Raw genomic sequence first — 26,771 nt, forward strand, 5'->3', positions numbered from 1 at the left:
GGGAGGGGTCTCATGCCGCAGGGCCGTATTGTAAAAGCACTAGCCGGCTATTATTATGTGCAGGATGGCGATACGCTCTGGCAATGCCGGGCTAGAGGAGTGTTTCGCAAAAAAGGCATCACTCCGCTGGTTGGAGACGAAGTAACGTTTGAAACGAATGGGACGGAAGGTACGGTGACCGAGGTATCGGCGCGGACGAGCGAGTTGGTTCGTCCGCCCATCGCTAATATTGATCAAGCGATTCTCGTATTCTCGCTCGCTGAACCTGTCTTTAATCCGCAGCTATTGGACAAGTTTCTCGTACATACGGAGGCAGCCGGTGTAGATGCGGTTATCTGTTTGACGAAAGCCGATCTGCTCGCTGAACCGGAAGAGGTGGAGCGCATTCTCAAGCGCTGTAAAGCGATCGGATACCCTGTCATTGTCACAAGTTCCAAGGGCAAGCATGGAATCGAAGATATCCGTGCCTACCTGACTGGTCATTTATCCGTATTCGCCGGTCAATCCGGTGTAGGGAAGTCTTCTCTTCTGAATGCACTATTTAGCGAACTGCAGCTTGAGACAGCACCTATCAGCCAGAAGCTAGGAAGAGGAAAACACACGACTCGACATGTAGAGCTTATCCATCTGCCAGAAGGCGGATGGGTGGCTGATACCCCGGGATTTAGTTCACTTGATTTTCAATCCATTGAAGCGAATGAACTTGCACTGTACTTCAAAGAGATGCGGGCTCTGCTCGGAGAATGTAAATTCCGCGGCTGCCTACATGTCAATGAACCGGGATGCTCAGTGCGTGCAGCAGTGGAAGCAGGAGAAATCCAGTCTGCTCGTTATAAGCACTACTTGGATTTTTTACAGGAAATTAAAGATAGAAAGCCGAGGTACTGAACATATGGTGAAAATTGCACCGTCGATTCTTTCTGCGGATTTTGCCCGCCTGGGAGAAGAGATTAGAGAAGTAGAGCAAGGAGGAGCGGATTGGATTCATGTCGACGTGATGGACGGCCATTTCGTCCCGAACCTAACGATAGGTCCGCTGATTGTAAAGGCGGTTCGACCGCATACGAGTCTAACGCTTGATGTCCATCTTATGATTGAGAATGCGGATATGTATATTCCCGAGTTCGCAAAGAGTGGCGCGGATATCATTACGGTTCATCAGGAAGCTTGCGTGCACCTGCACCGTACTCTCTACCACATTAAAAATCAGGGCGTTAAGGCGGCGGTTTCACTTAACCCGGCTACTCCGGTTTCGACGCTCGAACACGTGCTTGAAGATTTGGATATGGTACTGCTGATGTCGGTGAATCCGGGCTTTGGCGGCCAGAAGTTTATTCCGGGGGTTGTGCGGAAAGTGGAGCAATTGAAATCCATGCTTGCAGAACGCGGTCTTGCGGATAGCGTAGATATCCAGATTGATGGTGGTATTAACGCCGAGACAGCACCACTTGTAACAAAAGCGGGAGCAACCTGTCTTGTAGCGGGAAATGCCGTGTTTGGCCAGGAGAATCGCGCTCTTGCCATTGAAGAAATCAAGCGAGCGTGTCAGTAAAAGATAGAAATGTAAACCCATGGCTATAAAGGTCATGGGTTTTTTGTTGAGCTTATTTCATATTTTCTGGGCGCGGGGCATATGTTAAACCGAGCGATAAGAAGTACGCAGCCAGTACATCTGAATATAATGGAATTGTACTTGAATATGGGAGGGGTCATCATGCGTTTTTATACGATTAAGCTACCGAAGTTTTTAGGAGGACTGATTCGCGCGATTCTTGGCGGGGGAAAGCGATGAGGCGGCATAAGACGTAAAAAAAGCACCACAAAGCGGGTGCTTTTTTTATCTTTTATTATACGCGCTCAACTAAACCGGATTTCAATGCTTTAGTGCTTACGTATACGCGCTTCGGTTTACCATCCACCAGGATACGTACTTTTTGTACGTTTACGCCCCATGTGCGTTTGTTTGCACGGTTGGAGTGGCTGCGCTTGTTGCCGGTTTTTGACCGTTTACCAGTTACGTAACATACACGTGCCATTCTATTCCACCTCCCTGAGATGCAGTCAATCGAGATGACTCTCTTTACATACTCAAGTATGATATCATACGGTTATAGCAAAAGCAAGAGATCTGTCAAGAATTTACCCTTTACATGAGAGGGACACTCTTCTTTTAAAACAAATTCCTTTATAGTAAAATAATGAAGGGTTTAGGCATCTACGGTTTGTAGTAATGGAGATGAGGAGGCAGGGAAATGAGCGTTCAAATTAGCACAGAACTCGGAAAAATCGAGATAGATACAGAAGTTATCGCCACGTTTGCTGGAGCAGTTGCCATGGAATGCTATGGTTTGGTCGGCATGTCGTCGCGTCGTACGATGAAAGATGGCATCGCCGATATTCTGCGCCGGGAAAACCTGTCACGCGGTGTGGAAGTACGGGATGAAGACAATCAGACTGTTATTGATCTGTATATCATTGTGAGCTATGGAACAAGAATTTCCGAGGTTGCCCATAGCGTACAGGAACGTGTGAAATACGCTTTGGATAAAATGCTGGGTTTAACCGTGGATGAAGTGAACATATATGTGCAAGGTGTTCGTGGAGAGATGAGCTCCTAGGGAATAAGGGAGGAAACCATACGTGAGAAGCAACACATTGACGGGACAGGTTCTTCGTCAAATGTATAAAGCGGGCGCAGAGCGTCTGACGCAACATGTCAAAAAGGTAGACGCGCTCAATGTATTCCCGGTGCCGGATGGCGATACGGGAACCAATATGAATTTAACTTTTACTTCAGGTGCGGCTGAGTTGGACAAGTCGCCAGAGACGACAGTCGAAAAAATTTCAGCCATATTTTCTCGCGGCCTATTAATGGGGGCACGAGGTAATTCCGGAGTCATTTTGTCTCAGCTTTTCCGAGGATTCGCCAAAGGGCTTTCGGGCGTGTCCGAAGCGGATAGCTATCGGCTAGCTGAAGCATTCCAACAAGGAGTGGACATGGCCTACAAAGCAGTTATGAAGCCAGTAGAAGGGACGATTCTGACTGTTGCACGGGAAGCTGCAGCAGCTGCACGCAAAGCAGCGCGTAGTGGTTCTGTTGAAGGTGTCATTGAGATGCTGGTGGAAGCGGCTAGACAAGCTTTGGCTAATACGCCAAACCAGCTTCCGGTACTGAAGGAGGTCGGTGTCGTTGATTCGGGCGGTCAGGGGCTTGTCTATATTTACGAAGGGTTTTTGAGCGCGGTGAAAGCCGGCGTTACTTTTGACGAGCCAGAGATGGAATCCGGGCCCGTTGTGGTAGGGGAGTCTTCGCTGTTCGGTGAAGCGCATGTGGAAATGCACCATGTCATCGATCAGATGGATATTCAATACGGATATTGTACGGAATTTATGGTGCATTTGAAGCCGGATACGCCGTTTTTGCAACAGGAGTTTCAAGAGCGGATCGGCAGTTATGGAGATTCGTTGCTCGTCGTCGCGGATGACGATTTGGTGAAAGTCCATATCCATGCTGAAGAACCGGGAGATGTGTTGTCATTTGCGCACCGCTATGGCGCTCTTGACCGAATTAAAATTGAAAATATGCGCCTTCAGCATGAAGATGTGCTTCGTCGACAGAAAACGAAACAGATGGATTGGACACCGGAACAGGGTGATGAGCATGAGATGGCTTCAGTTCCGTCCAGGTCAAAGAAAGCAAATAAACCGTACGCGATTATCGCTGTGGCAAGTGGAGAGGGCATCGCGGAGATTTTTAGAAGTCTGGGTGTTCAGACCATTATCGAAGGCGGCCAGACGATGAATCCGAGCACAGAACAATTTGTACATGCTATTGAAGAGACGGATGCGGAGCGGGTTATCATTCTGCCTAATAACAAAAATATTGTCATGGCCGCTCAGCAAGCTGCCGATCTTGCGGATGTTCAGGTAACAGTTATTCCCTCTACAAGTATTCCGCAAGGCATGTCTTCGTTACTCGCTTTTTCAGCTGATGAGCGAATGGAGACAAACCGTGATCGGATGAGTGAAGCGCTAGGCTATGTAAAAACAGGTCTTGTCACCTATGCCGTCCGAGATACGACATTGAATGAGCTTGTTATTAAGGAAGGCGATTTCATTGGGATTTTCGATGGGGATATCGTTACGTCAGGACAGAATCCATATGAAACAGCACGCCTGCTCATTACGGAAATGGTCGGTGAAGAGGACGAATTGATTACGCTTATTTATGGCACGGATGTCGAGGATGAGGACATGGAGAAGCTCAAAAAACAGCTTAAATCCTCGTATGGCGCCTATGAAGTGGAAGTGCATAACGGGGGACAGCCTCTCTATTCGTTCATCATTGCAGTTGAATAAACCACGGATTAGGAAAGGGGGGCGCATTCGTTATGAAGCTTTATATTGTAACAGACAGTACGGCCGATATCCCAAAAGAATTGGCTACCGAATTGGATATTCATATTATTCCGTTGAAAGTGCATATTGAGGACGTGACATATCTGGATGGTGTGACATTGTCTACTGGTGAATTCTACGAGAAGCTTGAGAAAGCAGACAAGTTGCCTCGCACTTCCCAGCCTTCACCGGCCGATTTCGTCGATGTATATGAATCGCTGGCCTCTAGGGAAGAGGATGGCGAAGTTATCTCTATTCATCTATCCAGTGCATTAAGTGGCACATATCAGACGGCCAATCTGGCAAAAGATATGGTACAGGAAAAAATCAATGTGCATGCAATTGATAGCCGGACGGCGTCGTATGCGCTAGGATCTATTGTAGTGGCAGTGGCGCGGGCTGCACGCGCGGGCAAAGAACTTCAGTATTGTCTTGACTTGGCACAGCGGCTCATCGCCAACCACAAGGCGTTTTTCGTGATGGATACGCTAATGTATTTGCAGAAGGGTGGACGTATTGGTAAGGCTTCTGCTGTACTCGGTTCTCTTTTGAATGTAAAGCCGATTTTGACGTTTGATGAAGCCGGGGAAGTCGCTGCAGTAGAAAAAGTGCGTGGCAAGAAAAAAGCGGTAGGTCGTATTGTGGACCTGGTTAAGGAGTATGCCGCCGGTAAGCCGGTAGTGGCCTCGGTTGTCCATGCTACCAGCCACGAGGAGGCAGAGGCACTGAAAGTACGGGTTGCAGAAGAATTAAATGTAACAGAAGATATTATCGTGACCGAACTTGGGCCGGTCATCGGCACATATGGCGGCCCGGGATTACTGGCTGTCATGCTATATAAAGCCTAGTATGATAGTACAGCCGAAATATCAAACGTTATTTATATATACTAGACATTCCTATCTCGACTGAGATAGGAATGTTTTGTTAATGGATAAGAAAGTATATAAGGAGACGAAAGCAGTGAGTAATCAATTACAGCAACCTGTTACCACATTGAAAGGAATCGGGGCAGAAAGAGCCATTGACCTGGCCTCACTCGATATTCATACTGTGCAGGACTTGCTTGAGCATTTTCCATACCGTTATGAAGATTATCGAGTACGTGATTTGAGCGAAGCGGAAGACGGGGAGAAGATCACGATTGTTGGGACGGTATACGGAGAACCGGTTGTCCGGTTTTACGGCAAGAAGAAATCGCGTCTTACTGTAAAAATCGTGGTGAATAGGGTAGTGGTAACCGCGATTTGGTTTAACCGCCAGTTTCTTAAACAACAGCTGCGCGCTGGCCGTGAGATTATGCTATCCGGAAAATTCGAGAGGGCGCGGCTTCAAATGACTGTAAGCGAGCATCACTTTCTTGACACCGACAAGAAAACCCCGCAGGAAGGTTCGATTCAGCCGGTATATTCGACCAATGCTAATATTCAAGTAAAACAAATACGTCGCTGGGTGGCTGATGCGCTCAAGGATTATGGTGATAAAGTGGAAGAGATTTTGCCAGCGTATTTAGTACAAAAATACAAGCTGGCCCCTCGGGCAGAAGCCATCCGCAACATTCATTTTCCGGAAAGTGTATTGGGCGGTAAGCAGGGACGACGTCGATTGGCATTCGAAGAGTTGTTTTTGTTTCAATTGAAGCTACAGGCATATCATGCAGTGAACCGAAGGACAAGCGACGGAATGGCGCAGAGTATACTGCTTCCACAGGTGAAAGAGTTTATCCACAGTCTACCGTTTCCACTGACAGGCGCGCAGGAGCGTGTCGTCAAAGAAATTCTAGGTGATATGCAAGCCGGGTATAGGATGAATCGTCTTCTGCAAGGGGATGTCGGTTCTGGAAAAACAGTAGTGGCTGCTATCGCACTGTATGCGACCATTACGGCAGGCTATCAGGGTGCATTGATGGTACCTACGGAGATTCTGGCTGAGCAGCATTATACCACGCTGCAGGAATTGCTTACACCGCACGGTATTGAGCTTGCTATTCTTTCCGGTAGTGCGACAACGCGCCAACGCCGAGATATTCTCGCCGGACTGCAGTCCGGTCTCATTCATATTGTTGTCGGTACGCATGCGCTTATCCAGGAAGATGTGTATTTTCGGAATTTAGGTCTAGTTATTACGGATGAGCAACATCGGTTCGGAGTCGAACAACGGCGTATCCTACGTGAGAAAGGCCTGCATCCGGACGTATTATTCATGACTGCGACACCGATTCCACGTACTCTGGCCATTACTGCGTTTGGAGATATGGACGTATCGACAATTGATGAACTGCCAGCTGGTCGCAAACCGGTGGAAACGTACTGGGTTAAGCATGATATGTTGGATAGAATTTTAGCGTTTATAAATAAGGAGCTGGGCAAAGGTCGCCAGGCTTATGTCATTTCGCCGCTTATCGAGGAATCGGAGAAGCTTGATTTACAGAATGCGATGGATGTTCACGCGCAGCTTAGTCATTATTTTGCCGGGAAATACAATGTAGGGTTAATGCATGGACGTCTGCCTTCAAAGGAAAAGGACGAAGTTATGCAGAGGTTCAGCAGTGGAGAAGTACAAATCCTTGTTTCCACGACAGTGGTGGAGGTTGGCGTGAACGTGCCGAATGCATCGGTAATGGTCATCTACGATGCTGAACGCTTCGGACTGGCCCAGTTGCATCAATTACGTGGACGTGTCGGACGCGGAGCGGAACAGTCGTACTGCATCCTTATCGCCGACCCAAAATCGGAAGTTGGCAAAGAGCGGATGCGAATTATGACGGAAACAAATGATGGTTTTGAAGTGGCGCGCCGTGACCTTGAATTGCGTGGACCCGGGGATTTCTTCGGTACGAAACAGAGCGGATTGCCGGAATTTAAAATAGCCGATGTTGTACAGGATTACCGCATGCTTGAAGTGGCCCGCCAGGAGGCGGCTGATCTGATTAGCCATCCTTCGTTCTGGGTCGGGCCTGAATATGCACCGCTGCGTCATTATTTGAAGCGGGATGAGTATTTTTTGGAGAAAATTAAAGATTAGGGCTACTTGTCCGTGTGCTTGTCCGCTTCTATTTCTTCGTCCGGGTCGTCAGTATGATGAGACCAGCGGGGAGAATGCTCCAGTCGATGGCCGATGCGAAGTACAGCATACATCAAAAACATGGTAAACGCAGTCATACCGTAATAGCCGGCGCCTATTGCAATGCCGATGCCCCCAGAGAAGAATACCATAGCCGCCGATGTAAGGCCTTTGACGGAACGACCGCGTTGAATGATGAGACCGGCGCCGAGAAAGCCGAGTCCACTGACAATTTGCGCGGTTAAGCGCATCGGGTCCATCATCGTGCGGCCGGGTAGAGAGTACCTGTCGACGGTATGGATAGAGACAAGCGTTAATAATGTAGAAGCTACGGTTACAAATGTATATGTTTTAATGCCAGCAGGCTTAGAACGGCTCGTACGCTCCAAACCGATAAAAAATCCGAAAATCGCGCTTAATGCAAGGCGTAAATACATCTCCCAGTGTTCAAAGTCGAGCACGGACCGGGTGATTTGATCAATAAATCCATTCACGGTTGCTCTCACCCCCTCCTTAATGCTTTTTATCTTATCATCATATTCTATGAGCGAAAAGCAAAAAAAAACCGCCCGGCAACAAGCCGGACGGGCACGCCAAACGCGATGCGTCTGGCCTGCATAATGGGAGAGGAGAAACCGGAGGAAGAGCTTATGGGGAAACGTAAGTCTTCTCCGCGGTTGTCGGCAACACGGAATATCCGTGCCGCTACCCTTATTTTGGACGGAGACTGTCCATAATATACATAAGATGTAAGAAAGAGCTCTAATTATTTACCGAAATATTGGTTTATGTTATACTAACGACGTTTAAAAACGGATAACAGTGGAGTGGAAGCGATGCGAGTGGTAGCAGGCTCAAAAAAAGGGCATCCGCTGCAGGCTGTGCCGGGCAAAGGCACGCGTCCGACAGTGGATAAAGTGAAAGAGTCCATTTTTAATATGATTGGTCCTTATTTTGACGGGGGACTGGTTCTTGATTTATATGCAGGGACAGGAGGACTTGGTATTGAGGCATTGAGTCGCGGAGCGGAGAAATGCATTTTTGTTGATGCAAATCGCAAGGCGATCGGAATCGTTCAGCAGAACCTGAGTTCTACCGAGCTGAATGAGAAGGCAGAAGTGTATCGTAACGACGCAAATCGGGCCCTTAATGCGCTTAAAAAAAGGGAGCTTATGTTCGATATCGTGTTTCTTGATCCGCCGTATGCTGAACAGAAAATCGAAAGCCAAATCGCCATTATGCTTGATCACGGCTTGCTTGCACCAAACGCTATGATTGTGGCTGAGCATGATGTGAAGGATGAGCTGTGTAATCATATCGGTAGTGTGGATAAAATAAGAGAAGTAACATACGGCCAGACAGCGATTACAGTTTATCGAAACGAAGGATAGCGAGAAGGAGGGGATACCATTGAGCATTGCAGTATGTCCAGGAAGCTTCGACCCGGTTACATACGGGCACCTTGATATCATCCAGCGAGGGACTAAGGTATTCGACAAAGTCATTGTGGCGGTACTTATCAATCGTAATAAAACAAATCCAGTGTTTACGATTGAAGAAAGATTGGAGCTTTTACGTGAAGTGACAAAAGATATGCCAAATGTCGAAGTGGATACGTTTACGGGTTTGCTTGTTGAGTATATGCATGAGAAGGGCGCCAGGGCCATTATTAAAGGTCTGCGCGCCGTATCAGACTTTGAATATGAGATGCAGATGGCATCCATCAATCGTTTGTTGGATAACAAAATCGAGACATTCTTTATGATGACTAACAACCAGTATTCCTTCTTAAGTTCCAGCATCGTAAAAGAAGTCGGTAAATATGGCGCCGATGTCAGCAGTCTTGTACCGCCGGTAGTAGAAAAAGCGTTGCGTGAAAAATTTGGAGAACCCCGCTAGTACGGGGTTTTTTCGATGGTTACTTTCTGGTAAGCCAGGTGCCGATATGTACCGATATTATAGTGAAGAGGAGTGCTCCTGCACATACTAGAAGCGAGAGCGCTTGCCAGGAAGAGGAAAGTGTCCAGAGTGAACCCTGCGCCGGATCGTAGGAAAGCCATACAGGAAGCGCGCCTTGCGCTGTATGCGGTAGTTTGCTGTACAAAAACGCACCGATGGTGTAGGTAAACAAGAATGCAAGAGCAGCATGGCAGAGACGGGCAAACAGGAAGGGACGGTAACGTATATCCGTTTCTGCAAGCATGCTCGCTATTTGAGCGTGTACAGACAATCCGCCCCAGGCAAGTACAGCACTTGTAGTCGCCATAACGAATACTGGGGACAGGGAGACGAATAGTTCGCTTGTTTCTTTAGCTCCGAGCGTTACCTCAAATAGTCCATAGATGAATGCCTGTGCTGCTTCAACGGGATGACCGAAGAAAGACAGTACATTGCCTAGTAGCATCGACAGCAGTGCTATCACTTTCAGTTTCGTAAATAAATCCAGCAACACGGAAAAAAACAGGATGAAACCGCCGAGCAAAAGCTGTGTATGTAGTGAGGTTGTCACAGCATCACCCATCAGCTTGCCGAATGCCCGGCCATCCTGTAGGCGTGCGTGGTGCATTGCGGTCAACGCCCGGTACAGAGTCGACCGGGATGTATCAGGCCGATAAGGTGTACGTTCTCCGCTTCGATTATGTCGAGCCATAATGAATCCAACAAGAATCGCTGTTGTATAATGACAGATAAGCAGTATGAGGCCCACTTTTGCACTGCCAAAAAAGCCGATCGCTACCGCTCCAGTAATAAAAACGGGATCGGCTGTCGTAGTATAAGATACGAGACGTTCACCCTCAGCGCGTGAAATTAATTTTTGTTCGCGTAAGCGAACGGTTAGCTTGGCACTGATAGGGTATCCGGAGGCAAAGCCCATTGTCCAGACGAAAGAGCCGGGACCGGGAACATTAAAGATGGGGCGCATGAGTGGTTCGAGCAATACTCCCATAAAATGAGCCAGACCAAGCCCAAGCAGTATTTCCGATGTAATAAAAAATGGAAGTAGTGCGGGAAAAACAACATCCCACCAGATTTTCAACCCTCTTAGCGCCGCCAAAAACGACGTATCCGGGAATAGCACCAGGCTTACCGCCAGCACAAAGGAGCAGACGGCGAACAGAATGGTAATCAAGTATGGCTTTATGGCACGCATAAGCATTTCTCCTTATTCTTCCGTGTAGGGTGTTGCTATCCTGCTGGAACAGACAGGGCCTATCCTTATATGTACGGGACAAGGAGGTAAAATAGACCTGACTGCAGGACAATAGCATAAGTGAAAGGAAAACAAAAATCGGAGGGAGAAGTATGCCGCACATCGGATTGGCTTTGGGCGCGGGCGGCGCGCGCGGCTTTGCGCACATCGGCGTGCTGGAAATACTTGAAGAGCACGGTATCATGCCTGCCTATTTATCAGGTAGCAGCATGGGAAGTCTTATTGCTTCACTGTATGCATGCGGATTTACGCCACAGATGATGGAAAAGCTTGCTATTAATCTGAAGCGAAAGCATTGGCTTGATCTTTGTGTTCCCGGTATGGGCTTCGTTACGGGAGAGAAGTTGCGTCATATTGTGAAGTTGCTTACCCGTAGCAAGAACATAGAAGAGCTGGAACGCCCGCTCTCCATCGTAGCTACTGATTTGGCGTCAGGAGAGAGAGTCGTATTTACGGAAGGGCCGATTCATGAAGCGGTGCGTGCGAGCGTATCTATACCCGGCATTTTTGTGCCGTATAAACTGGGGAGTAGATTGTTAGTGGATGGCGGTGTCGTGGATCGGGTGCCGATTGAGCTTGTTCGCACGATGGGCTCAGAGTTGACCATCGGAGTTGATGTATCGCTTGCCCCTTCCAATAGTCCGGTGCGTACGTTTTTCGATGTTATTTTTCAGACTATTGATGTAATGGAACGGGAGATATTCCTTCATCGTACGGTACATGCAGATGTAATGATTCGACCGGATGTCGGACGTTTCAGTTCCACTTCATTTACGAATATTGACATAATCATTGAAGAAGGCAGAAAGGCGGCACGATTGATGGTACCGCACATACAAGAGAAAATGGAAGATTGGAGGAGACACGCATGACTCGCCGCCGACACTTTTTTAGGAGCAAATTTGCACCATTTATCGCTGCTGCGCTTATTGCGATGGCGTTACTTGCCGTAGCCTTAAGCCCTACCGGCTATTATATCATCCGTCCAGGCTCAGCGATCGAGCTTCAGCCTATGGTGACTGTCCAGGACGGACATAAAGACGAAAAGGGCGTCCTTATGCTAACGACGGTACGGATGGGGAAAGCAAACGTACTAGGTTATTTGTATGCAAAGGCCGATCCGTATTCAGAGCTTGTAAAGGAAAGCACGATCCATAGCCCGCATGAAACGGACGAGCAGTACAACCTCCGCGAGCTGCAAGAGATGAAAAATTCGCAGGAGAATGCAATGATTGTTGCATTTCGCAAAGCGGGACTGCCTGTAAAAATCAAGGAAAAGGGAGCCAATGTCGTCTTTCTGGTGCCAGACATGCCGGCAAAGAGCTACCTGAAAATTGGAGATGTAATTACAAAGGTAGATGAAAAGGAGATTACAAACGCTCAGCAACTACTAAACTCACTTAAAGGCAAAAAAGCCGGAGAGACGGTTACGCTTACGTATGTCCGGGATGGCAAGGCAAGTAAGGCAGAAATTACGCTAAAAGCTTTTCCGAAGGCACCAGGTGAGAAAGAAGCCAGGGCAGGTATCGGTATTGCTTATCCGAACCCGGACGGGCCGGTAACGAAAAGAGAAATTGAGCTACCTAAGCAGGTAACAATTTCGTCTGAAAATATAGGTGGCCCGTCTGCTGGAATGATGTTTACACTAGAAATCCTCAATCAGCTAACACCAGGCGATTTGACGAAAGGGTACCGTATTGCCGGAACAGGCACGATTAGTGCGAACGGGACGGTCGGCCCGATCGGTGGAATCGAGCATAAAGTACGGGCTTCGGATAAGATGAAAGCTGATATCTTTTTTGCGCCGGATAATCCTGTTCCATCAGGTAGTAAGCAACGTTCCAATTATGCCGATGCAAAAGCCGAGGCGGAAAAGCTTGGCGCAAAAATGAAAATTGTGCCGGTGCGCACGGTAGATGACGCTATAAAATATTTGGAAAGCCTTCCGCCGAAGAACGGAAAGTAAAATCAAATATGGTCGAAATGCAGCGGTGTTTGCCAGTATTCCCGCTGCATTTCTTTTTGGCGCAAAGATTCGGGTAATCCTAGCGCATACAGGGCTCCGGCCTGAACGTCGAGCGTGAGCATTGGGTGCTTATCTTTGGCGACCCGCGTAATGACAGGCAATGTGCTCGTTTCCTTCATCCTTTTTAATAGACGTTTTCCGGTTCGGTTGAAGCCTAATACGCGGATATAGGCAGGTCCCTGTTTTGCGTTAATTACAGCTATTTTGCTACGTGTCAGGTTGAGCATACTATACAGGAACAGCCGCTGCAGTCGAGCCCAGGTATAGCGCTTTGTTTTTACCGTCTCCATCAGGTGGTAAAACGAAGTGGAACGGGGCAATGCCTGTAGAATACGGTGCTCGATGCCTTCATTCATTTCATGGATAGTGGCGAGTTCCTCGGGCCAGCGAGTAAGTAATTGATGCTGAAGATACGGGTAGAAGCGTTCCCATGTGAGTGGAAAGCGGCCTGCCGCTTCTTCTGCCTGCAATATTTCAAATGTACTCTGCGGAACATAGGGGCGAATGGCATGAATGCCGTTGTTGGCATGCTCGAGAATTAATTTTCGCAGAGCAGTAGCGCTGGCGATGCTTTGATCTGTGACAGTCTCCTGGTGGTAGCCAGCTTTTTGACGTTTGATGGTAGCGGGACGCATCGGGCTTTGCAGACGATGCAATGCTAGGCAATAATTCAGACCGAGTATATTGTTCGGTTCTGTCACATGGCCCTGTAGTGTATCAGTTGCCAGAGAAGGTAAGAGAGCCTGAATCGCTTCTCCGTATGCGGCAGGATAGCTGCGGCCTTGAGCCAGCCCTTTGAGAAGTGTTTCCTGAAATGCCAATGGTTCTTCTGCCAGTATAGCGGCGAGTTTTTCAATCCAGGCGATGTCGCCACTTTCTGAGCCGAAGCATACCTCATCCACTATTCCGGTGGCATGCAGAGTAGCGATAGAGCCGAAAGCGAATTGTTCAGCGTTCTGCGTCGCATAGATGAATGGTATTTCCAGTACCAGATCTACACCCATATGGAGAGCCATTTTTGCACGAGCCCATTTGTTTACAATGGCAGGCTCGCCGCGTTGCAGGAAATGCCCGCTCATTACGGCGACGACCGCGTCCGAGGCGGTTTGTCTTTTGGCTTCCGTGAAGTGGTATGTATGTCCGTTATGTAAGGGGTTGTATTCGACAACAATTCCGACTGTTTTCATGCGGTTCTTCCTTTGCAATTGATTTGTTTCAATGATAAAGCATGAGGGAAAACAAAGGCAATTACGAATAAATATCATGTCAAGTAAACAGGGTGTCAATATTGTTTCCTTGACATATTATTCGGGGAAAAGTATAATAACTTTTGTTGCTCGAAATGAGGTGGCATATGTATGAAATTGAAGAAAAATCAGCTGCTTCAACTGCGGGGCGGCAAGTTTCCGATTGATGAGACAGTGAAGTTGAATCTTGCGCGAAAGCACCAGCAACTTATCTCAGCGGAGCCTGCTCGCTTTACTGGGGAAGCATATACAACCTCGGGTTTATTTATTGTCGAGGGCCGGGTGTCCGGAGAACTTACAATGGAATGTGCCCGCTGTTTGGTCAAGTTTCCGTATCGCTATAATGTAGCGATAAAAGAAACATTTATGGATGAGAACCAGATTGAGTTTGACGTGGACGAAGAGATGGAGATTCATCCGCTTGAAGATGATGAGATTGATATAATACCATACCTGGAGGCAGCCTTGCTGTTATCCTTGCCACACACACTCGTATGCGGTGAAGATTGCAAAGGGCTATGCCCGGAATGCGGTACGAACCGCAATGAGAAAGACTGTGGCTGCGTAGTGGAGCGGATTGATCCACGTCTTGCTGTGCTAGGTGAACTTTTTGGAAAGCAAGACAAATAAAAGCTTTTCATTTGCTTGAAAATCAGGTATGATGATTGTTGTGTTTTGATGGATAACTTGTCCCATCAAATAGATGCTTTGACTGTAATCTTGTGAAGGGGGTGGGATAAATGGCAGTACCTCAAAGACGGACTTCAAAAACTCGTAAAAATAAGCGTCGGACTCACTTCAAACTGGAAGTGCCGGGCATGGTAAAATGCCCTGAGTGCGGCGAAATGAAGCTGGCTCACCGTGTATGCAAAAGCTGCGGCACATACAAAGGAAACCAGGTTGTGAATAACGCTTAATTTCAAACGCACAGGAGGCAGAATGGGATCATCCATTCTGCCTTCTTTTGTTTTCCGTTACATCAAGAAAAAAATGAAAAAGTGCTATCTATGTCTGTTCCCCTCGAATATTGACTAGTTTTCTGTAGTAGCAGGAATTTGTTTTTGGATACGAGAAATTAACATGGCAAAATCAAAAAAGAACGTTGTTATTTCAAAAAAATTTCTATATACTGCTATTAGTAGCTGGTAATAAGAACGGCTGAGCATGTGGAAAGACTATAGGTGGTGAAGTAGGATGGCTCGCCTTGCGAAGAAAGCTCGCCAGGAAGCACTGCACAATTTGCTTGCGGTAAGTCCATTCTATACGGACGAAGAGCTTGCCGCGCATTTTGGCGTTAGCATCCAGACCATTCGCCTCGACCGTTTGGAACTCGGCATTCCGGAGGTGCGGGAGCGTATTAAGAATGTGGCTAAAAAATCCCTGGATGAAGTAAAGTCGCTTTCATTAGAAGAAATGGTAGGAGAATTGCTCGATATCGAGCTGGACCGTTCGGGGATTTCCCTGCTGGAAATTACAGAGGAACACATTTTTTCCCGAACGCAGATTGCCCGCGGGCATCATATATTTGCCCAGGCCAATTCGCTGGCTGTCGCGGTCATTGATGCGGACGTCGTTTTGACGGCCGCAGCGCGAATCCGCTACATCCGCCCAGTACGTCTTGGCGAGAGGCTAGTGGCTAAGGCCGCTGTCCGCGAGACAAAGGGCGATCAGAGCAAAGTACGGGTGGAGACGAGAGTGCAGGATGAGCTCGTATTCAGCGGCACGTTTCGCGTATTTCGCATGAGAGACTTTGACGCGCAGACCAGCCGCAAACAGGAGGAAGTATGATTATTGCAATAGATGCGATGGGGGGAGATTTGGCGCCCTCCTCGAATATTGAAGGCGCCATTGAAGCGGCGCGCGAGATGCCTGATATCCGTCTCGTGCTTGTGGGCGATGAAGCAAGACTTACGCCCATGCTTGCGCAGGCGCCGACAAATATTGAAATCAGACATGCAAGCGAGATAGTTGAAGCCGACGAAGAACCAGTGAAAGCGGTGCGAAGAAAACGCGATTCGTCACTTGTAGTCGGCGTAACAATGGTGAAAAATAAAGAAGCAGATGTTATTATCTCCGCCGGTAATACAGGCGCATTTATGACGGCAGCCCTTTTGATTACCGGTCGTATTAAAGGTATCGACCGTCCGGCGTTAAGCCCGATTGTGCCAACAGTAGGCACCGCTGGAGCGATGATTCTTGATGCCGGTGCCAATATGGATGCCCATCCAAAAAATTTGCTGCAGTACGCGATTATGGGGAGCATTTACGCAAAGAAAGTCATGGGTGTGGAATCTCCGCGTATCGGCTTACTTAACGTAGGCACGGAAGAAAGAAAAGGGAACGACCTAACGAAAGAGACATATGGTTTGCTGCAGGAAAGTTCGTTGAATTTTATCGGCAATGTGGAAGCTAGGGATGTAATGGAGCATGTATGTGATGTTGTTGTCTGTGACGGATTTTCCGGAAACATCCTGCTTAAGACGATGGAAGGCATGGCTAAGACGATGATGTCTGTCATGAAAGAAGAATTTACACGTACAGTTACCAGCCAACTAGCGGCGATGATGCTACGTCCAGGTCTCAAACGTATGAAAATGAAGATGGACTATGCAGAGCATGGCGGTGCTCTGCTCATGGGAGTACAGGGTACGTGCATCAAAGCGCATGGTTCCTCCAGCGCACGCGCCATTTATACCGCTATCAAGCAAGCTAAGAAATTCGTAGAGCAGGATGTAAATGGTCTTATCGCAAGAGAAATTCAAGGAGAAAGCGGGGATAGCCATGTTTAGGACAAATCGGGCGGCAGGTATTTTGGCGACGGGACGTTACTTACCGGAGAAAGTGTTAACGAATGCCGATCTGGAGAAGATGGTAGAAACATCAGATGAATGGATTGTTACCCGGACCGGGATTAAGGAAAGAAGAATTTCTCGCCAGGATGAAGCATCTTCCGATATGGCGACTGCGGCCGCACAGCAGGCGTTGGATAAAGCCGGTATCGCCGCTGAACAGGTTGACCTTATTATTGTGGCGACGGTTACCCCGGATATGTTCTTTCCGTCCACGGCTTGTATTGTACAGGAAAAGCTTGGAGCCAAGCGTGCGGCAGCCTTTGATTTATCTGCGGCATGCTCCGGTTTTTTGTACGGTACGTCGGTAGCAGCTCAATTTGTCTCCAGTGGGACATATCGTTATGCGCTGGTCATTGGCGTAGAATCGCTTTCTAAAATCGTTGATTGGTCGGATCGTAGCACATGTGTGCTTTTCGGTGATGGAGCGGGCGCCGCTGTTATTGGTCCTGTAGAGGAAGGAAACGGTTTTCTTTCCTTTGAATTGGGAGCCGATGGTGGGGGCGCAGAGCTGTTGAAGCTTGAAGCAGGAGGCTCACGAATCCCGGTTCCAAAAGTGGAGCCGGGCAGCCGAGAGAACTATATTCATATGGCGGGTGGAGAAGTATTTAAGTTTGCCGTCCGTGCCATGAATACTGCATCCGACCAGGCGCTTCTAAAAGCTGGTATTACGAAAGAAGATGTTGACTTCCTTGTACCGCATCAGGCGAACCTTCGTATTATCGACTCGGCGGTCAAGCGTCTGGGCCTGCCGTATGACAAGGTAGTTGTGAATCTGAACCGTTACGGCAATATGTCATCTGCATCTATCCCGGTCGCGCTTGACGAAGCGGTTAGCGAAGGGCGGATTAAAGATGGAGATATGCTGGTGCTTGTAGGATTTGGCGGCGGTTTAACATGGGGAGCTTCGGTTATAAAATGGTCGACCAAGGAAAAAAAGGAGGGGGAATAATGGGCAAGATCGCGTTCATTTTTCCCGGACAGGGATCGCAATATGTAGGCATGGGAGCCGATTTATACGAGCAAGAATCATCTGCAAAAGCGGTGTTTGACGAAGCGGATCAAGCGTTGGGCATCTCGCTCTCTGCTCTCTGCTTTGAAGGACCGGAAGATACATTGCGCCTGACGGCCAATACACAGCCGGCTATTCTGACGGATAGTATCGCCATACTTAACGTGCTGAAAGAAAAAGTAAATATAACCCCGGATTATGTTGCCGGTCATAGCCTTGGCGAATATTCTGCGCTGGTAGCAGCAGGAGCATTATCATTTGCGGATGCCGTACAAATTGTACGGGCACGCGGACAATATATGGAAGAAGCCGTGCCTGCGGGACAAGGTGCTATGTCTGCTGTTATGGGCATGGATCGTGAAGCATTGGCGGAGGTATGTCAGAGCGCGACAGAAGATGGTCATCCGGTACAACTCGCCAATCTGAATTGTCCCGGACAAATCGTTATTTCCGGTAGTGCGGAAGGTGTAGCACAGGCGGGGGAAGCGGCGAAAGCCAAAGGTGCTAAGCGTGTCATTCCATTAAACGTGAGTGGTCCGTTTCACTCTATGTTAATGGAACCGGCAGCGGAGAAGCTTTCCCGTAAGCTTGATGAATATATGATTCAGGATGCTGGTGTAGCAGTAGTGACCAACGTATCTGCCAATGCAGTACAGACGAAAGAAGAAATTAAAGACTCCTTGATTAAACAAGTCGCTTCTCCGGTGCTGTGGGAAGATAGCGTAAGCTTTATGTTGAGTGAAGGCGTTGACTTGTTTGTCGAGATTGGGCCGGGCACGGTGTTGTCCGGGTTGGTTAAGAAGCTCGATCGCAAGGTGAAGACGATGAGCATTCAGGATATGGCGACACTGGAAAAAGCGCTTGAACAGTTACAGGCGCAGGAATAAGGGGGAGAGTTGATGCTCGAAGGAAAAGTAGCGCTCGTTACTGGAGCTTCCCGGGGAATTGGGCGCGCCATTGCGCTTGAGTTGGCCCGTCAGGGCGCAGACGTAGCTATTAATTATGCGGGCAATGAAGCCGCTGCACGGGACGTAGCGGACGAAATTGCTAAGCTGGGCCGACGCGCTCTTGTAGTAAAGGCAAATGTAGCGGATGCGGATGAAGTTGAAACGATGGTTAAGCAAACGATAGATGAGATGGGCAAGCTGGATATTCTAGTAAATAATGCGGGCATCACCCGGGATAATCTGCTGATGCGTATGAAAGAGGCGGAGTTCGATGAAGTTATCGCTATCAATCTAAAAGGAGTGTTCAACTGCACCAAAGCGGTAACACGCCCGATGATGAAAGCACGAGGCGGCCGTATTATCAATATCTCTTCGGTCGTCGGTGTTATGGGCAACGCAGGACAGGCGAATTATGTGGCAGCAAAGGCCGGTGTCATCGGCATGACGAAGTCGGTCGCTCGCGAACTGGCCAGCCGTGGCATTACTGTGAATGCGGTTGCTCCCGGATTTATCGAAACCGATATGACTTCTGTGCTTGGTGAAGATACAAGAGAATCGCTGCTTGGTCAGATACCACTTGCCCGTCTTGGTAAGCCGGAGGATATCGCTAATATGGTAGCATTTGTCGCCTCCGAAAAAGCCGGATATATTACAGGCCAAGTTTTCCATATTGACGGTGGCATGTACATGTAAGACAGCGTATAATAAACAAATGATCACCGCTTGAGAGGAGGTGAAAGCAGTGGCAGATACATTCGACCGTGTAAAAAAAATCATCGTGGATCGCCTCGGCGTTGACGAATCTGAGATTAAAGAAGAAGCTTCTTTCAAAGACGATCTCGGCGCAGACTCTCTTGATGTCGTAGAATTAGTGATGGAACTTGAAGATGAGTTCGATCTGGAAATTTCCGACGAAGACGCAGAGAAAATCACGACTGTGGGTGATGTAATCAAATACATACAAGCCCACAAGTAAGGCAAAGCGCAGCTTCAGGAAAAGTCCCGTATATGTATGCGGGACTTTCTCCTCATTGTGGGTTATATATCAGCTTCCCACAGAAAGAGAAGCTGCTCTATTTCACTGTTATTATATTCCGAGGTGAAACCATGAGAAATCGTGTAGTAATAACGGGTGTGGGCGCCATCACACCGCTCGGCAATAACGCAAAAGAATTCTGGGAAGGATTGCTTACCGGTAAATCTGGTGTAGATTACATCACCGCGTTCGATACAGAAGGCTTTTCGACGAAATTCGCCGCTGAGGTAAAGGACTTCCATCCAGAAGAATACATGGACAAGAAGGACATTAAGCGTACGGATCGTTTCGTACAATTTGCGATTGCTGCAGCAAGAATGGCTGTAGAGGATGCAGGGCTTGAGATTACTGAGGAAAACGCTGAAAATATAGGCGTATATATTGGTTCAGGCATCGGCGGCTTGGGCACGTGGGAAGAGCAGCATACCCTTCTCATGGAAAAAGGCCCACGGCGCGTAAGCCCCTTTTTCGTGCCGATGATGATAGCAAATATGGCGTCCGGTCAGGTATCGATCGTCCTTGGAGCCAAAGGTCCGAACAGTGCAGCGATTACGGCGTGCGCCAGCGCGACGAATTCGATCGGTGACGCATTTAAAATCATCGAGCGGGGCATTGCAGACGTTATGATTACTGGAGGAACAGAGGCTTCGATTCGCCCGATGGCAGTCGCTGGCTTCTCTAATGCGAAGGCTCTTTCTTCACGTAACGATGATCCTAAGAAAGCGAGCCGTCCGTTTGATAATGACCGTGATGGGTTTGTTATGGGGGAAGGTTCAGGTATTCTTGTGCTTGAATCATTGGAGCACGCGAAAAAGCGCGGTGCCAACATTCTTGCTGAAATCATTGGCTACGGCATGAGTGCAGATGCATACCATTTAACCCAACCTGCTCCAGGCGGTGAAGGTGCAGCACGGGCGATGAAAGCAGCTCTCAAGGACGCGGAAATCGCGCCGGAAGAAGTAAGCTACATTAATGCGCACGGCACATCCACTGACTATAATGATAAGTTTGAAACGATGGCCATTAAGAAGTCGCTGGGTGATTATGCGTACAAAGTAGCCATTAGCTCCACAAAATCGATGACCGGTCATCTGCTTGGTGCTGCTGGTGGGATCGAAGCGATTGCCTGTGTGCTGGCTCTCCGAGATCAGATTGTACCTCCAACCATTAACTATGAAACGCCGGACCCTGAATGTGATCTTGATTATGTGCCGAATGAAGCAAGAAAGATGGACGTTACTGTAGCGCTGTCTAATTCTCTTGGTTTCGGCGGACATAACGCGACCATTGTTTTTAAAAAGTATGTAGACTGATACACTTTTGGTGGTGAATAAGGTAGTGGATTTTGAACGATTCCAACAGGAAATTGGGGTCCGTTTTAAAAATGAAAAACTTCTCCGTCAGGCGTTTACCCATTCTTCGTACGTAAACGAGCACCGTGGTAAGCTGTTCCAGGACAATGAGCGTCTGGAATTTCTCGGCGATGCGGTGCTGGAGTTGACTGTTTCCCAATTTCTTTATACCCATTTTCCGAAAATGTCCGAAGGGGAATTAACCAAACTAAGAGCCGCCATCGTGTGTGAGCCGTCTCTGGTTATGTTCGCGAACCAGCTTAAATTTGGTGAGCTTATTCTTCTCGGTAAGGGAGAGGAGTTGACCGGGGGCAGATTTCGTCCTGCACTGCTTGCGGATGTGTTTGAAGCCTTTATCGGAGCTCTGTACCTTGATCAGGGGCTGGGCATTGTGTTCCGTTTTCTAGAAAAGTATGTATATCCGCGAATTAATAATGGAGAATTTACCCGGGTTACAGATTATAAAAGTCAATTGCAGGAATACGTACAGCGTGACGGTTTGGGAGAGATCCAGTATAGGATCGTACAGGAGAAGGGCCCGGCGCATAGCCGCGAGTTTGTCTCCGAAGTAATGCTGAACGGTAACGTGCTCGGTCAGGGCACGGGACGATCGAAGAAAGAGGCCGAGCAGCATGCGGCCGCTATGGCTATGAAGCATCTTGCCGTAAAGCAATAAAGGTGATAGAAACGATATGAAACAGCATGTAAACATTGCATTGTTCGTGCCGCATCAAGGTTGTCCGAAAGACTGCGTGTTTTGCAACCAAGCCCGGATTACCGGACGGAAGAGAGAGAACATGTTGACGGAGGAGACAGTGCGGCGTTCGATTGAGGAGCAGTTAACCACTGTGCACAGCGGGCAGGAAGTGGAAATCGCGTTTTTTGGCGGGAGTTTTACCGGCCTGCCCCGTAGCTATCAGACGATGCTGTTGACAGTGGCGAAAGAGTATGTAGTGACGGGCCGGGTGCATGGCATTCGTTTATCCACACGTCCAGACTACATCGCGCCACATATTATGGAATATCTCATCTCGTACGGGGTTACCACAGTGGAGCTTGGCTGTCAGTCGCTTGATGATGAAGTGCTGAACCTGTCTAAAAGAGGACATACAGCAGCGCAAGTAGAGCAAGCGGTACAAGTCATTCGACAGTATCCATCCGTACAGTTGGGTTTGCAGATCTTGCCGGGTCTTCCAGGGGATACGCTTGAAAAAAGTGTGCGTACCGCTGAAGCGATTGTAGAGCTTGCGCCTGATTTTACACGTATTTATCCCGCGCTGGTAATCGCTGGCACAGAACTTGAATGGTTATACGCAACGCATCAATATAAGCCATTATCGATAGAAGAAGCGGTACGATGGACAGCGGAGATATGGTTGCCGTTGTTGAAGGCCGGTATCCCGGTTATCCGTATGGGACTGCATGCGTCGGACGACTTGCGTGGTGAGGGTACTGTACTGGCAGGTCCGTTCCATCCTTCGTTTCGCCAATTGGTGGAAGAGGAGTTGTTTCGTCGGTTGCTGAAGCGAATGATGGAGAGGATTGCGCTCGGTTCGACAGCTTCGCTCCAAGTCTTGATTCATCCGGCAGACGAGACCGCGTTGCGAGGTCGCAAAGGCGAAAGTTGGAAACAGGCCCTTTCTATTCTGTCAGACACGGGTAGCAAAGCTTCCTTGATATTAGACAGAAATCTTCCGCGCAGGCAGTTGGGATGGCGGATGGAAGAAGGGTCTGTACAATCCCTTGCTTTTACCGACCTGTAATGCTTATGTAAAGTGCCCGGCTTACAGCCGGTTTGAAACGGGGAAAAACGAGGCAGCCTGGACACCTGGGGACGAATATCTTCGCCGGTTATGCCAGGACCTCGTTTTTTACCGTTTTTTCTTTTTTTCAGCGTATAGTGACATCCTTTGCGGACAATGATACATTTTTTATCAACAGGTGTGATTTTTTAAGTGACAGAAAGCAGCCGTTCGGCTTCTTAGTGTAAAAAGGACGAGCGCAGGCGTCCGTCAGTTTTTCTTATATAAGGGAGGATGGAGAGCGAATCTATGTATTTAAAGCGCCTCGAAATTACAGGATTTAAATCGTTCGCTGACCGCACAGAATTGGAATTTGTGCCGGGCGTAACGGCCGTTGTTGGCCCGAACGGCAGCGGCAAAAGCAATATCTCCGACGCTATCCGTTGGGTACTCGGCGAGCAGAGCGCGAAATCACTGCGCGGTGCGAAGATGGAGGATATTATTTTCTCGGGAAGTGATTCACGTAAGCCCGTGAATTTCTGCGAAGTGTCCCTGACGCTTGATAATACTGACCAGCGGATAAAGATGGATTTCTCCGAGATTACGGTTACCCGTAGGGTTTATCGTTCTGGTGAAAGCGAATATTCCATTAATCGGCAGAGTTGTCGATTGCGGGATATTGTGGAATTATTCATGGATACCGGTGTCGGCAAAGAAGCGTATTCTGTTATCGGCCAGGGCCGAATTGAAGAGATTCTCAGTACCCGCTCTGAGGATCGGCGGGCGCTGTTTGAAGAAGCGGCCGGAATCGTGAAATATAAAGCACGCAAAAAAGAAGCCGTAAAGAAACTTGATGAGACAGAGCAGAATTTAGTACGCGTTCAGGATATTATGGGAGAAATCGAGGAACAGATTCAACCACTTGAAGAGCAGGCAGAAAAGGCAAGGTCGTATCTCTCACTGAAGGAAACGCTCGCCGAGCATGAAATTGGTCTATACGTCAAGCAATTTGATTTGCTGCATAGCGAGTGGGAAGAGATGAAGACATGCGTGGACAAGCTAGAAAGTGAACAGGTGGAGCGTTCCGCCAGTATTAACAGTATGGATGCTAAGACTGCTGATTTGCGCGCATTTGCGAACGAGCAGGATCAAGTGCTTGAAGAGCTCCAACAACGGTTGCTTGATGTTACCGAAGAAGGAGAGAAAAAAGAGGGTCTGCGTGAAGTTTTACGTGAACGTCTACGTAATTACAGTAAAAATAAACAAGATGCACGTGGTAAAGCGGTAGCGCTCAACCAAAAGCAGGAGGCATTACGCAATGCCATTACAGAAGCCGGACGACAATTAGAAATAGCAGGCGAAGAAGTGGCAAGGCTGGAAAAAGAACTCCAGCTTGAACAGAAGCGTTATATGAACTTTGCCCGGTTCTCCGATGGGGACATCGAGCGTTTAAAGGCCGATTATTTCGATATTCTGAATCAAATGGCATCAATGCGAAATGAAATTCGTCACCATCAACAAGCGATAGAGACCAATCGACACCGATGGGAGCGTCTTGAGGCAAGCAATCAGCAACTCATTGAGCAGAAGGAGGGCCTAGCGGAGCGCAGGTCAGAGCTTACCCTAGAGTTGGAAAAAGTGTCAACCGACCTTCTTGAAAGCATCGATACGTTTAAAAAGCAGATGGCGGCACAAAAAGAAAAGGCCGAACAAAAATCACGCTGGCTTGAAGCGCTGCGCGAAGGTGAGCACAAGCTGAATAGCCTTCGTTCACGACACGATGTGATGAAGGAGATGCAAGCTGATTTTTCTGGCTTTATGCAAGGTGTAAAGGAAATTCTCAAAGCGCGCGAGCATGGTTTTGCCGGAATAGAAGGCGCTGTGGCTGAATTAATATCGGTCGAAAAACAGTATGAAACCGCGATCGAGATTGCGTTAGGGGGCGCTCTACAACATGTTGTAGTAGAGAACGAGGCGGTAGGTCGCCAGGCGATAGGCCTCCTAAAGCAGCGCCGGGCCGGACGAGCGACGTTTCTTCCGCTTGATGTTATCAAACCGCGCCAGTTGCCGGCGGGTGAGCGTGCCCGCGTGGCGGATATGGAGGGGGTCATTGGCGTTGCTGCAGAGCTAATTGGTTATGCGGAACGTTACCAACATGTCATCTATAACCTTCTGGGGAGTGTAGTAGTCACTAAAACGCTGGAGCAGGCCAATGCGGTTGCAAGAGCCCTTCAATATCGTTACCGTATTGTGACGCTTGAAGGTGATGTCGTAAATCCGGGCGGATCGATGAGTGGTGGATCGGTACAGCAGAAGTCGAATCAACTTCTAGGGCGTCAGCGTCAGCTAGAGCAACTCGAAGAAGAAATCGAACGGCAAAAACAGGCGAATGCCGATATCTATGCTCGATTGGAAGCGCTGGCAGTGGAAGAAGAATCGTGGGAGCATAAGCAGGAAGAGATGCGGGCGGCTGGCGAGCGGCTTCGCTTAAGAGAGCAAGAGATAAAAGGGCTATTACGCGAGCTAGATAATTCAGAGAAAACAATTGCAGAACGCTGGGAATTCTTCCAGCAGGATCAGTCCGTGCTCGATCAAGAACGAAAGCAGGCAAAACATCGCATTGCTGCACTGGAAGAAGAACTTGAAGAATTAACTATCGCGGAACAGGAAAAGCAGCAGGAAATCGAGGCTGCGGAGCATAGCAAGAAAGAGAAGGAAACAAATAAGGAAGCGCTAAATGCCCGCATCACCGAACTGAAGGTGCAACTCGCCACACGCAGGGAGCAGTACGAAGCACGACAGACAGAATATGCCCGTTTGGATACAGACCTGCAAGAGGTTACGACAGAGTTGGAAGTGACCAGCAAAACGCTACTTATGCTTGACTCCGGCAGCGCTACAAGCGATGAAGAGGAAGAGAAGCTCGACCTGGAAATCCGCACCCTACGGGCTGAGAAAGAGAAGTACGGTACGCATATCCAGGAACAGCGCAAAAAACGTCAGGAAGTACAGGCGCGTCTGGCACAGCAAGAAGCGGAAACGAAAGAAATGCGCCGTCAGCTCAAAGAAATAGAAGAAAACCTTCATAAGCATGAAGTAAAAGTAGAGCGAATGGATGTCGAACTGGATAATCTCTTACACAAGTTGCGTGAAGAGTATGAGCTAAGCTATGAAATGGCTAAGGAGAGCTATTCGCAGCCGGATGATATTGATGAAGCCGTGAGAATGGTGAAAGGCATCAAGCAGCGAATCGCAGCTCTTGGAACGGTTAATCTCGGTTCAATTCAAGAGTATGAACGCTTGCACGAGCGGCAGGAGTTCCTCCTGTCCCAGCATCGAGATTTGAGTGAAGCGAAGGCAACGCTCTACCATGTCATTTCAGATATCGAAGCTGAGATGTCACGCCGCTTTAAAGAGACCTTTGAGGCGATCCGTGAGCAGTTCCAGACTGTCTTTACACAGCTGTTCGGCGGTGGACGCGCGGACTTGCAGTTGTCTAATCCGGACAATCTGCTTGAGACAGGGATTGAAATCGTGGCGCAGCCGCCAGGGAAAAAGTTGCAGTATCTGGCACTTCTCTCTGGTGGGGAAAAAGCGCTTACTGCGATTGCGCTATTGTTTTCTATTTTGCGTGTCAAGCCGGTACCGTTCTGTGTGCTGGATGAAGTGGAGGCAGCATTGGATGAGGCGAATGTCACTCGTTTCTCCCAATACTTGCGAGAATTCTGTGCTAACACACAGTTTATCGTTGTTACGCACCGACGCGGTACAATGGAGGGAGCGGATGTTTTGTATGGTGTGACCATGCAAGAATCCGGTGTATCAAAACTTGTTTCCGTTCGTTTAGAAGACGAGACGATGGTATCGTAAAGTAAAGTAAAACTTCCA

The 26,771-nt window shown here is 48.4% G+C and carries 27 protein-coding genes; 23 read left to right on the forward strand and 4 right to left on the reverse strand.

The features are described 5' to 3' along the window. The first annotated feature begins 12 nt into the window (after nt 1-12). The 3 genes from rsgA (at nt 13) to spoVM (ending at nt 1,792) form a co-directional block, all read left to right on the forward strand. A complete protein-coding gene (gene rsgA / locus AF333_RS09730) occupies nt 13-888 on the forward strand; it encodes a ribosome small subunit-dependent GTPase A (protein ID WP_043066031.1) in 876 nt (291 codons plus the stop codon). Nucleotides 889-892: 4 nt separating this feature from the next. After that, entirely contained in the window at nt 893-1,552 is a 660-nt protein-coding gene (gene rpe / locus AF333_RS09735; RefSeq protein ID WP_043066030.1) for a ribulose-phosphate 3-epimerase, read from the forward strand. 129 nt (nt 1,553-1,681) lie between these two features. Continuing rightward, the gene (spoVM, locus tag AF333_RS32665; RefSeq protein ID WP_235496296.1) at nt 1,682-1,792 is read left to right on the forward strand and encodes a stage V sporulation protein SpoVM; all 111 of its coding nucleotides are present in this window, start codon (nt 1,682-1,684) and stop codon (nt 1,790-1,792) included. 55 nt (nt 1,793-1,847) lie between these two features. Here spoVM and rpmB read toward each other — a convergent pair whose 3' ends face one another. Continuing rightward, entirely contained in the window at nt 1,848-2,036 is a 189-nt protein-coding gene (gene rpmB, locus AF333_RS09740) for a 50S ribosomal protein L28 (protein ID WP_021621436.1), read from the reverse strand. A gap of 216 nt (nt 2,037-2,252) precedes the next feature. Here rpmB and AF333_RS09745 point away from each other — a divergent pair, with 216 nt between their 5' ends. The 4 genes from AF333_RS09745 to recG all read left to right on the forward strand — a co-directional run bounded on the left by AF333_RS09745 (nt 2,253) and on the right by recG (nt 7,422). Then, complete coding sequence (locus AF333_RS09745) at nt 2,253-2,618, forward strand: Asp23/Gls24 family envelope stress response protein (RefSeq protein WP_043066029.1); 366 nt, start codon at nt 2,253-2,255, stop codon at nt 2,616-2,618. Nucleotides 2,619-2,640: 22 nt separating this feature from the next. Continuing rightward, nucleotides 2,641-4,359 carry a DAK2 domain-containing protein gene (locus AF333_RS09750; protein ID WP_307723423.1) on the forward strand — a complete coding sequence of 573 codons (1,719 nt, stop codon included), beginning with the start codon at nt 2,641-2,643 and terminating at the stop codon, nt 4,357-4,359. 32 nt (nt 4,360-4,391) lie between these two features. Then, the gene (locus AF333_RS09755) at nt 4,392-5,246 is read left to right on the forward strand and encodes a DegV family protein (RefSeq protein WP_043066028.1); all 855 of its coding nucleotides are present in this window, start codon (nt 4,392-4,394) and stop codon (nt 5,244-5,246) included. A gap of 82 nt (nt 5,247-5,328) precedes the next feature. Further along, nucleotides 5,329-7,422 carry an ATP-dependent DNA helicase RecG gene (recG, locus tag AF333_RS09760; protein ID WP_255322196.1) on the forward strand — a complete coding sequence of 698 codons (2,094 nt, stop codon included), beginning with the start codon at nt 5,329-5,331 and terminating at the stop codon, nt 7,420-7,422. Nucleotides 7,423-7,424: 2 nt separating this feature from the next. On the opposite strand, the gene AF333_RS09765 is transcribed toward recG, so the two are convergent. Next, nucleotides 7,425-7,967 carry an MgtC/SapB family protein gene (locus AF333_RS09765; RefSeq protein WP_321167161.1) on the reverse strand — a complete coding sequence of 181 codons (543 nt, stop codon included), beginning with the start codon at nt 7,965-7,967 and terminating at the stop codon, nt 7,425-7,427. Nucleotides 7,968-8,288: 321 nt separating this feature from the next. On the opposite strand from AF333_RS09765, the gene rsmD reads away from it, so the two are divergent. Further along, the gene (gene rsmD, locus AF333_RS09770; RefSeq protein WP_407638638.1) at nt 8,289-8,852 is read left to right on the forward strand and encodes a 16S rRNA (guanine(966)-N(2))-methyltransferase RsmD; all 564 of its coding nucleotides are present in this window, start codon (nt 8,289-8,291) and stop codon (nt 8,850-8,852) included. A gap of 19 nt (nt 8,853-8,871) precedes the next feature. Next, nucleotides 8,872-9,360, forward strand: coding sequence for a pantetheine-phosphate adenylyltransferase (gene coaD, locus AF333_RS09775; protein WP_021621444.1), 489 nt, complete (start codon nt 8,872-8,874; stop codon nt 9,358-9,360). A gap of 19 nt (nt 9,361-9,379) precedes the next feature. Here the strand turns inward: coaD and ylbJ are convergent, their stop codons facing one another. Continuing rightward, nucleotides 9,380-10,612, reverse strand: coding sequence for a sporulation integral membrane protein YlbJ (gene ylbJ, locus AF333_RS09780; protein WP_043066026.1), 1,233 nt, complete (start codon nt 10,610-10,612; stop codon nt 9,380-9,382). A gap of 152 nt (nt 10,613-10,764) precedes the next feature. On the opposite strand from ylbJ, the gene AF333_RS09785 reads away from it, so the two are divergent. Then, nucleotides 10,765-11,544 (forward strand): patatin-like phospholipase family protein, encoded by a 780-nt coding sequence (locus AF333_RS09785; RefSeq protein ID WP_043066025.1) that lies wholly within the window; start codon nt 10,765-10,767, stop codon nt 11,542-11,544. Further along, entirely contained in the window at nt 11,541-12,638 is a 1,098-nt protein-coding gene (locus AF333_RS09790) for a SepM family pheromone-processing serine protease (protein WP_043066024.1), read from the forward strand. Before AF333_RS09785 ends, AF333_RS09790 begins: the two co-directional genes overlap by 4 nt. Nucleotides 12,639-12,640: 2 nt before the next feature. On the opposite strand, the gene AF333_RS09795 is transcribed toward AF333_RS09790, so the two are convergent. Beyond that, a complete protein-coding gene (locus AF333_RS09795) occupies nt 12,641-13,885 on the reverse strand; it encodes a nucleotidyltransferase (RefSeq protein WP_043066023.1) in 1,245 nt (414 codons plus the stop codon). 171 nt (nt 13,886-14,056) lie between these two features. On the opposite strand from AF333_RS09795, the gene AF333_RS09800 reads away from it, so the two are divergent. The 12 genes from AF333_RS09800 to smc all read left to right on the forward strand — a co-directional run bounded on the left by AF333_RS09800 (nt 14,057) and on the right by smc (nt 26,753). Further along, the gene (locus AF333_RS09800) at nt 14,057-14,575 is read left to right on the forward strand and encodes a YceD family protein (protein ID WP_052812081.1); all 519 of its coding nucleotides are present in this window, start codon (nt 14,057-14,059) and stop codon (nt 14,573-14,575) included. A 110-nt stretch (nt 14,576-14,685) separates the two neighbouring features. Continuing rightward, a complete protein-coding gene (gene rpmF, locus AF333_RS09805; RefSeq protein ID WP_043066021.1) occupies nt 14,686-14,862 on the forward strand; it encodes a 50S ribosomal protein L32 in 177 nt (58 codons plus the stop codon). Nucleotides 14,863-15,139: 277 nt separating this feature from the next. Further along, nucleotides 15,140-15,733 carry a transcription factor FapR gene (gene fapR, locus AF333_RS09810; protein WP_043066020.1) on the forward strand — a complete coding sequence of 198 codons (594 nt, stop codon included), beginning with the start codon at nt 15,140-15,142 and terminating at the stop codon, nt 15,731-15,733. After that, on the forward strand, nt 15,730-16,734 hold the full coding sequence (gene plsX / locus AF333_RS09815) for a phosphate acyltransferase PlsX (protein ID WP_043066019.1): 1,005 nt from the start codon (nt 15,730-15,732) through the stop codon (nt 16,732-16,734). The genes fapR and plsX overlap by 4 nt, the downstream gene beginning before the upstream one ends. Further along, the gene (locus AF333_RS09820) at nt 16,682-17,746 is read left to right on the forward strand and encodes a beta-ketoacyl-ACP synthase III (protein ID WP_407638639.1); all 1,065 of its coding nucleotides are present in this window, start codon (nt 16,682-16,684) and stop codon (nt 17,744-17,746) included. Before plsX ends, AF333_RS09820 begins: the two co-directional genes overlap by 53 nt. Next, the gene (gene fabD, locus AF333_RS09825; protein ID WP_043066017.1) at nt 17,746-18,693 is read left to right on the forward strand and encodes an ACP S-malonyltransferase; all 948 of its coding nucleotides are present in this window, start codon (nt 17,746-17,748) and stop codon (nt 18,691-18,693) included. The genes AF333_RS09820 and fabD overlap by 1 nt, the downstream gene beginning before the upstream one ends. Nucleotides 18,694-18,705: 12 nt before the next feature. Further along, nucleotides 18,706-19,446 (forward strand): 3-oxoacyl-[acyl-carrier-protein] reductase, encoded by a 741-nt coding sequence (fabG, locus tag AF333_RS09830; RefSeq protein WP_043066016.1) that lies wholly within the window; start codon nt 18,706-18,708, stop codon nt 19,444-19,446. Nucleotides 19,447-19,495: 49 nt separating this feature from the next. Further along, on the forward strand, nt 19,496-19,729 hold the full coding sequence (locus tag AF333_RS09835) for an acyl carrier protein (RefSeq protein ID WP_040302407.1): 234 nt from the start codon (nt 19,496-19,498) through the stop codon (nt 19,727-19,729). Between the two features lie 131 nt (nt 19,730-19,860). Then, nucleotides 19,861-21,102: a beta-ketoacyl-ACP synthase II gene (fabF, locus tag AF333_RS09840; RefSeq protein ID WP_043066177.1), complete on the forward strand. Its 1,242-nt coding sequence runs from the start codon at nt 19,861-19,863 to the stop codon at nt 21,100-21,102. A gap of 13 nt (nt 21,103-21,115) precedes the next feature. Then, entirely contained in the window at nt 21,116-21,817 is a 702-nt protein-coding gene (gene rnc, locus AF333_RS09845) for a ribonuclease III (RefSeq protein WP_407638640.1), read from the forward strand. A 16-nt stretch (nt 21,818-21,833) separates the two neighbouring features. Further along, nucleotides 21,834-22,904, forward strand: coding sequence for an elongator complex protein 3 (locus AF333_RS09850; RefSeq protein WP_052520817.1), 1,071 nt, complete (start codon nt 21,834-21,836; stop codon nt 22,902-22,904). Nucleotides 22,905-23,192: 288 nt separating this feature from the next. Next, entirely contained in the window at nt 23,193-26,753 is a 3,561-nt protein-coding gene (gene smc, locus AF333_RS09855) for a chromosome segregation protein SMC (RefSeq protein WP_043066014.1), read from the forward strand. Nucleotides 26,754-26,771: the final 18 nt, after the last annotated feature.

The sequence above is a fragment of the Aneurinibacillus migulanus genome (genome assembly GCF_001274715.1).
GTDB lineage: Bacteria > Bacillota > Bacilli > Aneurinibacillales > Aneurinibacillaceae > Aneurinibacillus > Aneurinibacillus migulanus.

Excerpts from the sequence above, each read along its gene's own strand:
- rsgA (WP_043066031.1), top strand. The coding sequence starts at position 13 with ATGCCGCAGGGCCGTATTGTAAAAGCACTAGCCGGCTATTATTATGTG.
- rpe (WP_043066030.1), top strand. The coding sequence starts at position 893 with ATGGTGAAAATTGCACCGTCGATTCTTTCTGCGGATTTTGCCCGCCTG.
- spoVM (WP_235496296.1), top strand. The coding sequence starts at position 1,682 with ATGGAATTGTACTTGAATATGGGAGGGGTCATCATGCGTTTTTATACG.
- rpmB (WP_021621436.1), bottom strand. The coding sequence starts at position 2,036 with ATGGCACGTGTATGTTACGTAACTGGTAAACGGTCAAAAACCGGCAAC.
- AF333_RS09745 (WP_043066029.1), top strand. The coding sequence starts at position 2,253 with ATGAGCGTTCAAATTAGCACAGAACTCGGAAAAATCGAGATAGATACA.
- AF333_RS09755 (WP_043066028.1), top strand. The coding sequence starts at position 4,392 with ATGAAGCTTTATATTGTAACAGACAGTACGGCCGATATCCCAAAAGAA.
- recG (WP_255322196.1), top strand. The coding sequence starts at position 5,329 with ATGGATAAGAAAGTATATAAGGAGACGAAAGCAGTGAGTAATCAATTA.
- ylbJ (WP_043066026.1), bottom strand. The coding sequence starts at position 10,612 with ATGCGTGCCATAAAGCCATACTTGATTACCATTCTGTTCGCCGTCTGC.
- AF333_RS09785 (WP_043066025.1), top strand. The coding sequence starts at position 10,765 with ATGCCGCACATCGGATTGGCTTTGGGCGCGGGCGGCGCGCGCGGCTTT.
- AF333_RS09790 (WP_043066024.1), top strand. The coding sequence starts at position 11,541 with ATGACTCGCCGCCGACACTTTTTTAGGAGCAAATTTGCACCATTTATC.
- AF333_RS09795 (WP_043066023.1), bottom strand. The coding sequence starts at position 13,885 with ATGAAAACAGTCGGAATTGTTGTCGAATACAACCCCTTACATAACGGA.
- AF333_RS09800 (WP_052812081.1), top strand. The coding sequence starts at position 14,057 with ATGAAATTGAAGAAAAATCAGCTGCTTCAACTGCGGGGCGGCAAGTTT.
- rpmF (WP_043066021.1), top strand. The coding sequence starts at position 14,686 with ATGGCAGTACCTCAAAGACGGACTTCAAAAACTCGTAAAAATAAGCGT.
- fapR (WP_043066020.1), top strand. The coding sequence starts at position 15,140 with ATGGCTCGCCTTGCGAAGAAAGCTCGCCAGGAAGCACTGCACAATTTG.
- plsX (WP_043066019.1), top strand. The coding sequence starts at position 15,730 with ATGATTATTGCAATAGATGCGATGGGGGGAGATTTGGCGCCCTCCTCG.
- AF333_RS09820 (WP_407638639.1), top strand. The coding sequence starts at position 16,682 with ATGGTCTTATCGCAAGAGAAATTCAAGGAGAAAGCGGGGATAGCCATG.
- fabD (WP_043066017.1), top strand. The coding sequence starts at position 17,746 with ATGGGCAAGATCGCGTTCATTTTTCCCGGACAGGGATCGCAATATGTA.
- fabG (WP_043066016.1), top strand. The coding sequence starts at position 18,706 with ATGCTCGAAGGAAAAGTAGCGCTCGTTACTGGAGCTTCCCGGGGAATT.
- fabF (WP_043066177.1), top strand. The coding sequence starts at position 19,861 with ATGAGAAATCGTGTAGTAATAACGGGTGTGGGCGCCATCACACCGCTC.
- AF333_RS09850 (WP_052520817.1), top strand. The coding sequence starts at position 21,834 with ATGAAACAGCATGTAAACATTGCATTGTTCGTGCCGCATCAAGGTTGT.
- smc (WP_043066014.1), top strand. The coding sequence starts at position 23,193 with ATGTATTTAAAGCGCCTCGAAATTACAGGATTTAAATCGTTCGCTGAC.